This window comes from Sphingobium sp. FW306-1B-F04DB (assembly GCF_058781925.1).
This window is the reverse complement of sequence record NZ_JBYSXE010000049.1, coordinates 24,512-33,494: the sequence shown is the minus strand read 5'-3', so window position 1 is coordinate 33,494 and position 8,983 is coordinate 24,512. Positions and strand designations below refer to the sequence as shown.

Below are 8,983 nucleotides of genomic sequence, written 5' to 3'. Positions count from 1 at the left end.
CTCGACGAAACGCCCCATCTGCGCCCCCCATCATCGCAATGGAGATTAGCACATCAGCACGTTTTTACACAGTCTGGGTCGCAAGCCGCCGTCATCTCACTTCTTCTCCGTCTCTGCATCTCCAGGGGCTCCCAAGACGCGAAGAAACGCTGTCCTACATCGCCGAAGCCTGTCAGCGTCGGAACGGCTCTTTGACATGTGAAGATGTTGATCGAATAACTCGATCAGTACTGGCGCTCGCTTATAAAAATCGAGCTTTACATGCGCGAGCTTTGTGAAGTTCACGCAGGCATTGATCGAAATTTCAGTTGATGCTGTTGGCCCTGTCGAAAGGGACGTCTAGCCTTCGCAGGTAAATCGACGCTCAATCGGGCTTCGGGATCGGCGCCGGCTGGCCTTCCGCTATCGGCAGCGTCTCGTCGATCAGCGCCCAGTGCGGCGCGGAGGACGCCCAGATCGTGCTTTCGGGGGTTGCGATCGCGGGATCGTCGAGCGTGCCCGCGCGCACGATAATGAGGTGCGGGCGCGATTCCGCCTCGCTGAACAGCGGGGTGCCGCAGGCGGGGCAGAAGCGGCGGTGCATGATGGTGCCGCTATCGGCATTGCTCACATAGTCACGCGTCTCGCCGGTGATCGCGATCCTGTCCGACGGGAAGATCACGTTGACCGTCGCGTTGCCCGCCGCGAGGTGCTGGCAGTCGCGGCACCAGCAGGTGCGCGTCGCGATCGGCTCGGCGTCCACGGTGTAGCGGACGGCGCCGCAGAGGCAGCCGCCCGTGATGCTCACGCCGCGACCGCTTCCAGAACGCCCTCGAACAGGCGGCGGCCGTCAAGGCCGCCATGCGCGGCTTCGATCATGCGTTCGGGGTGGGGCATCATGCCGAGCACATTGCCCTGCGTATTGAGGATGCCCGCGATCCCGCGCGCGGCGCCGTTGACTTCCTCGGCGTAGCGGAAGGCGACGCGGCCTTCGCCCTCGATCCGGTCGAGCGTCGTGTCGTCGGCGAAGAAATTGCCGTCATGATGCGCGACGGGGATGCGGATTTCCTCGTTCGCGGTGTAGCGGCTGGTGAAGATCGACTGGGTGTTCTCGACGGTCATCGCGACGTCGCGGCACACGAAGTTGAGCCCCGCATTGCGCATCAGCGCGCCGGGGAGCAGCCCCGTCTCGGTCAGGATCTGGAAGCCGTTGCACACGCCGAACACGGGCACGCCGCGCTCGGCCTCCGCGACGACCGCGCGCATCACCGGGCTGCGCGCCGAGATCGCGCCCGAGCGCAGGTAATCGCCATAGGAAAAGCCGCCCGGAACGCCGATGAAGCCGAGGCCCGAAGGCAGCTCGGTGTCGGTATGCCAGATCATGTCGGGCTTGCGGCCGGTGACCTGTTCGAGCGCCACCGCCAGGTCGCGGTCGCAGTTGGAACCGGGAAAGACGATGACGGCGGTCTTCATGGGATCAGGCTCCCCGCTCGATGCGATAATTCTCGATGACGGTGTTGGCGAGGAGCTTCTTGCACATCTCCTCGATCTCGCCCTCGGTGACGCTCTCGGCGAGGTCCAGTTCGATCAGCTTGCCCGCGCGCACATCGTTCACGCCCGAAAAGCCGAGGCTCTCCAGCGCGTGGTGGATCGCCTTGCCCTGCGGGTCGAGCACGCCGCCCTTCAGGGTTACGAAAATGCGGGTTTTCATGGTTCGAGTCTCGCTGGCATGGGGATTTGGCGGCTCTATGGCCTCGCTTGGCCGCGGGTTCAAGGATTCACTTTGTTCGGATCGGGGATGATGTGGATCCTGAGCGCGGCGGCGGGATCGAGCCAGCGCTGCGCTGCCTGTTGCAGGTCGGCGGCGGTGATCGATTCATAGACCGGGCGCGCGGTGCGGAAGCGCTGGATCCAGCGCGGTTCGGTCTGTGCCTCGTCGAGCAGCGCGATCCACGCGCCATTCTCGCGCCGGCTCTTCTCGATGCGCTCGAGGATCGGCTTGCGCGCGCGCAGCATCAGGTCCGCGCTCACCGGCTCGGTGCGCAGCCGGTTCGCGATCGCATCGACGGCCGCCTGTACCCTGGGGATATCCTCGACAGCGACGTTGCTCGACGCGACCAGCTGGCCGAAGCCCGGATAGACCGAGGACATGCTCGAATAGGCGACGGGCGAATAGGTCGCGCCCAGCGTCTCGCGCAGTTCCTCGGTGAGCATGAGCCCCATCACCGTCGAGAGCATCGAGAGCGTGGCGTCGGCGCGAAAATCGCCGTCGTCCGTGGTCGGCCAATAGACCATCGCCATCGCCTCGTCGGGCTTGCCCTCGTGGAACAGCGTGACGGGCGTGCGATCGACGGGGAAGGCGATCTTTCGCGCGTCCTCCAGCCGTTGGGGCATGACCTCGCGCTCGGGCAACGCGCCGAAGGTACGCGCGACGATGTCGATCGCGGTCTGCTCGTCGATATCGCCGACAATGCCGATCTCGATCGCCTCGCTGGCAAAGGCATGCTCGGTCGCGGCGCGCAGCTCGGCCATGTTGCGCTGCAGAAGGACGCCAAGCGGGGGCGTTCCGAAGCGCGGATCGCCGCTCGTGATGATGCGTGGTACGTCGCGCCCGGCAACCGCGCCCGGCGAGGCGTTGTAGGTGTCGTAAAGGACGGGAATGCGGTTCTGCCACTGCCGGTCGCCCTCGGTGCGAAAGCCCGGTGCGAGCATATAGGCCGCGAGGATCTGCATCTGCAGTTCGAGGTCCTGGGGCGTCGTGATCGTCGTCGTCCCGAAATATTCGTCGCTCACGGCCAGTCCGAGCGTCACCGAATGACCCGCGACGATGCTTTGCAGCTCGTCGAGATTGTGCGCCACAAGACCGCCGGAAGCGAAGGCAGTATTCATGAACATGCGCAGCCCCGGCTTGTCCTTGCGGAATTCGAGCGCGCCGCTGCCGATCCGCAGCGAGACACGTACGCGGTCCTGCTCGAAATCAGTCTTCTTGAGGTTGAGCCGTACATTGTTCGCGAAGCGGAGGGTGCGGATGTCGAGATCGGCGATGCGGGTGTCCTCGATCACCGGACCCGGATTGCCGAAATCGCGGTACGCAAAGGCCGCGCGCTGCGGGTCGGCGATCGGCAGCACGGCGACCCCGCGCCCCTCGTCATAAGCGGCCAGGATTGTCGCGGGCGCATCGGCGATCGCGCGCTTGCCCGAGACATGGACTTGCCGGTTGGCGTCCGCCCATTGCGCGCGAAGCGCCGCGTTGACCAGATCGAGCGTGACCCGCGGCGCGAACGCGTTGAACTGTTCGAGCCGATAGGCGGGCGTCGTGACGATCAGGTCGTCGCCTATCGCCCCCGTCAGCGCATCGGCCAGCGCCTCGCTTCGCCGTGTCGGCGCCTGGCGTGCGGCATTTTCGAAGCCGCGCCGCAGATTGGCCATCTGCTCCTCGAGTTCGGCCTGGGTGAAGCCATATAGAAGCGCGCGGCGCAACTCGCGATCGGCGACCTCGAGCGCGGTACGCCAGTCGTCACCCTTTGCGGTGACATCGATCGATGCCAATTCGGCGGCACTGAAGAGGGTCGAATAGTTCGCCGATCCGCCGAGGATCGGCGCGTCGCCCTGCCGCGCGAGCTTGGTCAGCCTGCGCGTGAGCATGGCATTGGCGAGCGCATCGAGGATCGATCGCTCGCGTTTCGCGATGCTGTCCGGGCTGGTGTCGGCGGGTCGCGTGGCGAAGAGCGACACCGCGGTGGGCACCGCCGGATCGTGGAAATAGGCGGTGCTCGTGGGACGGTCGGGATTGACGGTACCAGTGACGGGCTCGGCTTCCTCCGGTCCCCTCGGCTGCCAGTCCGAGAAGCGCGCGCGGATCTTGGCCTCGATCGTGTCGGGATCGATGTCGCCCGCGACGATCAGCGTGGTGCGGTCGGGGCGGTAGAAGCGGTCGTAGAGGTTGCGGATGCGGTCGGCCGGCGCGGTGCGGATGACTTGCGGATCGCCGATCGGCATACGTCGCGCGACGAGCGTGCCCGGCAGTGCGAAGTCGAGGAAACTGATGAGCCGGCGATAGCTGTACTGGTCGCGCGCGCGCCGCTCGGACAGGATGATGCCGCGTTCGCGATCGACCGCCTCGGGATCGATCGTCAACTCGCTCGCGGTTTCGCGCATCAGCATCAGCCCGGTGTCGATCACCTCGTCGGTCACCTGTGGCAGGTCGAGCTTGTAAATCGTCTCGGTGAAGCTGGTGCTGGCGTTTGTGTCAGCCCCGAACGCCAGACCGTCGCGTTCGAGGATCTTCACCATTTCGCCCTCGGGCACATGGCTCGAACCGTTGAACGCCATGTGTTCGAGGAAATGTGCGAGGCCCCGCTGGTCTTCGGCCTCCGCGATCGAGCCGACATCGACGCGCAGCCGGATCGATGCCGAGCCGAGTGGCGTGAGGTTACGGCGGATGGCGTAGCGCATCCCGTTGGACAGCACGCCATAGCGCCATTCGGGATCGCGCGGCACGTCGCTGCGGTTGAAATGCCAGGCCGTGCTTACGGGATCGACGGTCGGCACCGCTGCCGGGCGGAACACCGGTTGCGGCGCCTGGCACGCGGAAAGCGCCAATACGCAGGCGCTTCCAAGCAAAAACAGGACTCTACGGATCACCAGTACCGGGCTCGCTCTGCGTCAGGGGACGCGAAAGGAGCACCGAAGCCCGGTGTGCTGTCAATGCCAAAGGCCCAGAATCAGCCCGTAAGGCGTGAACTGCAGCGTGGCGTAGCCGCCATTGATCAGGAAATGCGGCAGCGGCCGCCGCTCGTATCACTGGTTCTGTCAAGCCGGATCGGTCAACTGGCCTGCCAGCCGGGCATCGATGGGAAGGCGGGGAGGGTGGCGATCCGCGTGAGCCAGCGCGCGATAGCGGGGTAGGGGGCAAGGTCGATCCCGCCATCGGGCGCCAGCGCAACATACGGGCTCACCGCGATGTCGGCGATCGTCACCCGGCCGCCTTCGAGCCAGTCGTTGCGCGCGAGATGCGCTTCGAGCACGGGCAACGCCCTGTGGGCGATCGCTTCTGCAGTTGGCTCGTGGATTTCGTACCCGAAGCGCTTTCCCAGCCGTAGCATCGCGGGGCCGTTCGCCATCTCGTTGGCGGCGAAGGATAGCCATTGCATGATCCGCGCGCGCTCGGTGGCGTCGCGTCCGTCCCAGTCGCCGGGTCGATGCAGCGCAGCGAGATAGACGAGGATCGCCTGGCTGTCGCGGATCACGCTATCGCCCTCGACCAGCACGGGCACCTGGCCGAGCGCATTGAGCGCGAGGAAATCCGGCGTCTGGCGCTCGGGTGCTGCAACCGCGATCTCGTCGTGCGGGAGGCCGAGAAAGGCGAGCGCCATGCGGATCTTGTGTGAATTGCCCGAAAGCGGGGAGGCATAGAGCCGGATCATTGCGGACGTCTCTCCCTCAATGTGCGGTTCTCGGCTTCGAGCTGCTCGATCCGCGACGTGAGCGCGTGGACGAGCTGCCGGATCTCGTGTTCGGTATAGCGGGGCGTGATATGCTGGGGGCAGTTCCACTCGAGCCCCTCGACGGTCATCACGAAGCCGCGCTCTGGCACCGCCTTGTAGTCGGGCGTCATCAGCGCTGCGATCTCCGCCGGGTCGTCGACGACCTGCGCGCGCCCGATCAGCTTGAGCCGCCGGCGGTTGGGGTAATCCATCAGGAACAGCGACACGCGGTCGTCGGCGATCAGGTTCGCGGTGCTCACATATTGGCGATTGCCGCGATAGTCGGCAAAGCCGATCCGGAGTTCGTCGAGCACGCGCAGGAATCCCGGCGGCCCGCCGCGGTGCTGGACATACGGCCAGCCCGTTTCGGTGACGCTCGCCATATAGAAGCTGTCACGGCTCTCGATGAAGGCCCGGGCCGCCGCGTCCAGCGCGTCGGGGGCGCTGCCTTCGCCCTCCATCCGCGCATAGCTCGCGCGCGATCCCGCGGCCTGTTGCAGCGCCCTTGCGCCGGGCGTGAACATTATGCGCTTGAAATTTTCGGCCATCACTCAACTCCTGCGGAGAAAATGAGCGTTTCTCAAGAAAAGTATAATCGTCTAAATCTGGATTTCATTGTTCCAATTAGTGGAATCTGTGTGGACCGTTTTCAGGCGCTCGAGGCTTTTGTCGCGGTGGCGGATCATGGTGGCTTTGCTGCCGGCGCGCGCGCGATGCGGATGTCGCCACCCGCGATGACGCGCGTGATCGCCTCGCTCGAGGCGCATCTGGGGATCACGCTGTTTCACCGTTCGACGCGTGCGGTGACGCCGACCGAGGAGGGCGCCGCCTTTCTCGTGCGCGCCCGCGCGATCCTGGCCGATCTGCGCGATGCCGAGCGCGGCGCGATGGGCGCGCAGGATGCGCCGCAGGGGACGCTGATCGTCACCGCTCCCGTGGCCTTCGGTCAGCGCCACGTCGTTCCCGTCACCAACGCGCTGCTGACCGCGCATCCGAAACTCTCGATCCGCCTGTTGCTGATCGATCGTAACGTCCGGATCGTGGAGGAGGGGATCGACGTCGCGGTCCGTATCGGGCCGCTCGCCGATTCAAGTCTGATCGCGCGGAAGATCGGCGAACTGCAACGGATGGCGGTGGCCAGCCCCGCCTATCTCGCCGGACACGGGACACCCGTGCACCCGCACGAGCTCAAGCATTACACGCTGATCGGGGTCACCGCGGTCAACCCTGCGACCGAGTGGCGCTTCGGCGCAAAGCGTGAAATGGCGGTGGCGATCCGCCCGCGCATGCTCGTCAACACCAATGATGCCGCAATCCAGGCGGCCGAGGCGGGGATCGGCATCGCTTATCAGCTCAGCTACCAGGTCGATGATGCCATTGCGGCGGGACGGCTCGTGCCCTTGCTGGCCGACTTTCGCGTGTCGGCCATTCCGGTGCACCTCGTCTTCGGCGCGAGCCGCGTAGGAACCCCCGCAGTGCGTGCCTTTGCCGATGCGATGCAAGCGCGCGCCGCGGAAGTGCTCGGCGCGCGCTGAGGTTCGGCCTTACTTCCCCCGCTTCTTGCGGTGCTTCTCGAGATCGAGGATCGAGTTGTCGCCTTCCTCGGGCAGCAGACCGAGCCGGCGCGCGACCTCCTGATAGGCCTCGACCTCACCGCCTAGGTCGCGGCGGAAGCGATCCTTGTCGAGCTTCTCGTTGGTCGTCATGTCCCACAGGCGGCAGCCATCGGGGCTGATCTCGTCGGCCAGGATGATGCGCGCATAGTCATTGTCCCAGATGCGGCCGAATTCGAGCTTGAAGTCGACCAGCCGGATGCCGATGCCCGCGAACAGCCCCGACATGAAGTCGTTCACGCGGATCGCCATGTCGGCGATGTCGTGCATCTCTTCCTGGCTCGCCCAGCCGAAGCAGGCGATATGCTCGTCGGCGATCATCGGATCGCCCAGCGCGTCGTCCTTGTAGTAATATTCGATGATCGTCCGCGGTAGCTGCGTGCCTTCCTCGATGCCGAGGCGCTTGGTCAGCGAGCCCGCGGCGACGTTGCGCACGACGACCTCGATCGGGACGATCTCGACCTGGCGGATCAACTGCTCGCGCATGTTGAGGCGGCGGATGAAGTGCGTGGGGACGCCGATATTGCCGAGCAACGTGAAGATGTGCTCGGAAATCCGGTTGTTGAGCACGCCCTTGCCGCTGATCGTGCCCTTTTTCTGCGCGTTGAACGCTGTCGCGTCATCCTTGAAATACTGAATCAGCGTTCCGGGCTCAGGCCCCTCATAGAGGATCTTGGCCTTGCCCTCATAGATCTGGCGGCGGCGTGCCATTTACACTTACCCCTGAAAGTCGATGCCCCGGCGGCGCCTAGATAGGGTGCGCGCGCCGGGGCGGGAAGAGGGCTGCGCCTATAACCGAATCACCGACCATAGGCAATTGATCGAGTCAGGCCGTCGCCGTGGCTGCCGCCTCGCGCGATGCCTGCCATTTGGCAACCCGCGGCTGCGCCAGCCGCCAGCCGATCAGGATCAGCGCGAGCAGGATCGCGATCGGCAGCAGCGCGCCTGCCACCACGATCATCGTCGCGACCGCACCGACCAGCAATTCGCCCGCGGTGGCGAAGGCCTTGGCGATCGGCGAGCGCCCGTCAAAGCCGGGGACGAGTTCGCCCGAGCCATAGTTGAATACCATGGGCGTCGTCGCCAGCGACTCCTGCTTCTCGTCGCGGCCAGCCTGCGATGCACTCAGCGACCGTGCGATCTCCTCGAGCCGGTCGTTGATGCTCTCGCGCTCGGCCTGGCCGAGCTTGGTCTGTCTCAGTCGCGCCTCGAGCCGCGCCTGCTCCTCGCGCAAGCGGGTCTCGGCGCGGCGTGCCGCGGTGATCGCTGCGCCTGCGTCCTCCCCCGTGATCTCGCTGGCCACAAGCATGCCCTCGGCTTCGGTCACTGCGGCAATGCCATCCTTGCCGAATTGGCGCGCCAGGCTCGGCTCGAGCTTGAAGGCGAGCATCGCCGAGATATTTTCGTCATCGACCAGCCGATAGCGCATCCCCACGATCCGGCAGCGGTCGATGCCGAGCTTTTCGCACGCCTGCGCATGCTTTTCCTGCACCGCACCGATACGGTCGGCGGGGAGACGGAAGGCGTAGCCATAGGCAAAGGCGACACCGGGCGCGGCGCTGGGCGCTATGTCGGGCGCCGAGGCCTCGGGCGCCGCGGGAATATCGTGCACCGCCATGCTCGGCGGAGCCTCAGGGCTGGCCGATCTTTCGGCGGGCTTTTCACCGCACGCGGCGAGAATACAGGGGACAAGCAGGATGACCGAACGACGCATGACACTCTCCCTCGTTGTTTTCATGTTATATAATTACACTGGTAGAGATTGCGGTCAAGCGTGTTGTTGCGTCGACGAGTCGAGTATTCAATTTTCGCACGCCGGCGGCTTTTTCGAAGGTGACCCCGACGCGAAATCGGACAATCTGCTGATTGCGTGCTAGGATAACGCCCTGTGAATGCCGGGGATGC

9 protein-coding genes are annotated in these 8,983 nt (G+C 65.2%); 1 reads left to right on the top strand and 8 read right to left on the bottom strand.

Annotated elements, in window-relative coordinates:
* Positions 1–364: 364 nt before the first annotated feature.
* The 6 genes from AC3WJD_RS17735 to AC3WJD_RS17710 form a co-directional block, all read right to left on the bottom strand.
* Complete coding sequence (locus tag AC3WJD_RS17735) at positions 365–787, bottom strand: GFA family protein (RefSeq protein WP_492748049.1); 423 nt, start codon at positions 785–787, stop codon at positions 365–367.
* On the bottom strand, positions 784–1,452 hold the full coding sequence (purQ, locus tag AC3WJD_RS17730; RefSeq protein WP_492748048.1) for a phosphoribosylformylglycinamidine synthase subunit PurQ: 669 nt from the start codon (positions 1,450–1,452) through the stop codon (positions 784–786). Before purQ ends, AC3WJD_RS17735 begins: the two co-directional genes overlap by 4 nt.
* Positions 1,453–1,456: 4 nt before the next feature.
* Complete coding sequence (gene purS, locus AC3WJD_RS17725) at positions 1,457–1,690, bottom strand: phosphoribosylformylglycinamidine synthase subunit PurS (RefSeq protein WP_492748047.1); 234 nt, start codon at positions 1,688–1,690, stop codon at positions 1,457–1,459.
* Positions 1,691–1,749: 59 nt separating this feature from the next.
* Positions 1,750–4,548 carry a M16 family metallopeptidase gene (locus AC3WJD_RS17720; RefSeq protein WP_492748046.1) on the bottom strand — a complete coding sequence of 933 codons (2,799 nt, stop codon included), beginning with the start codon at positions 4,546–4,548 and terminating at the stop codon, positions 1,750–1,752.
* A 257-nt stretch (positions 4,549–4,805) separates the two neighbouring features.
* On the bottom strand, positions 4,806–5,405 hold the full coding sequence (locus AC3WJD_RS17715; protein ID WP_492748045.1) for a glutathione S-transferase family protein: 600 nt from the start codon (positions 5,403–5,405) through the stop codon (positions 4,806–4,808).
* Entirely contained in the window at positions 5,402–6,013 is a 612-nt protein-coding gene (locus AC3WJD_RS17710) for a pyridoxamine 5'-phosphate oxidase family protein (protein ID WP_492748044.1), read from the bottom strand. The genes AC3WJD_RS17715 and AC3WJD_RS17710 overlap by 4 nt, the downstream gene beginning before the upstream one ends.
* Positions 6,014–6,103: 90 nt before the next feature.
* On the opposite strand from AC3WJD_RS17710, the gene AC3WJD_RS17705 reads away from it, so the two are divergent.
* On the top strand, positions 6,104–7,000 hold the full coding sequence (locus AC3WJD_RS17705; protein WP_492748043.1) for a LysR family transcriptional regulator: 897 nt from the start codon (positions 6,104–6,106) through the stop codon (positions 6,998–7,000).
* A 9-nt stretch (positions 7,001–7,009) separates the two neighbouring features.
* On the opposite strand, the gene purC is transcribed toward AC3WJD_RS17705, so the two are convergent.
* The gene (purC, locus tag AC3WJD_RS17700; RefSeq protein ID WP_492748042.1) at positions 7,010–7,789 is read right to left on the bottom strand and encodes a phosphoribosylaminoimidazolesuccinocarboxamide synthase; all 780 of its coding nucleotides are present in this window, start codon (positions 7,787–7,789) and stop codon (positions 7,010–7,012) included.
* A gap of 115 nt (positions 7,790–7,904) precedes the next feature.
* Complete coding sequence (locus AC3WJD_RS17695; protein ID WP_492748041.1) at positions 7,905–8,792, bottom strand: DUF4349 domain-containing protein; 888 nt, start codon at positions 8,790–8,792, stop codon at positions 7,905–7,907.
* Positions 8,793–8,983: the final 191 nt, after the last annotated feature.

Bases quoted from the DNA above. Each gene is read 5' to 3' on its own strand.
- purQ (WP_492748048.1), bottom strand. From the start codon at position 1,452: ATGAAGACCGCCGTCATCGTCTTTCCCGGTTCCAACTGCGACCGCGAC.
- purS (WP_492748047.1), bottom strand. From the start codon at position 1,690: ATGAAAACCCGCATTTTCGTAACCCTGAAGGGCGGCGTGCTCGACCCG.
- AC3WJD_RS17715 (WP_492748045.1), bottom strand. From the start codon at position 5,405: ATGATCCGGCTCTATGCCTCCCCGCTTTCGGGCAATTCACACAAGATC.
- AC3WJD_RS17710 (WP_492748044.1), bottom strand. From the start codon at position 6,013: ATGGCCGAAAATTTCAAGCGCATAATGTTCACGCCCGGCGCAAGGGCG.
- purC (WP_492748042.1), bottom strand. From the start codon at position 7,789: ATGGCACGCCGCCGCCAGATCTATGAGGGCAAGGCCAAGATCCTCTAT.
- AC3WJD_RS17695 (WP_492748041.1), bottom strand. From the start codon at position 8,792: ATGCGTCGTTCGGTCATCCTGCTTGTCCCCTGTATTCTCGCCGCGTGC.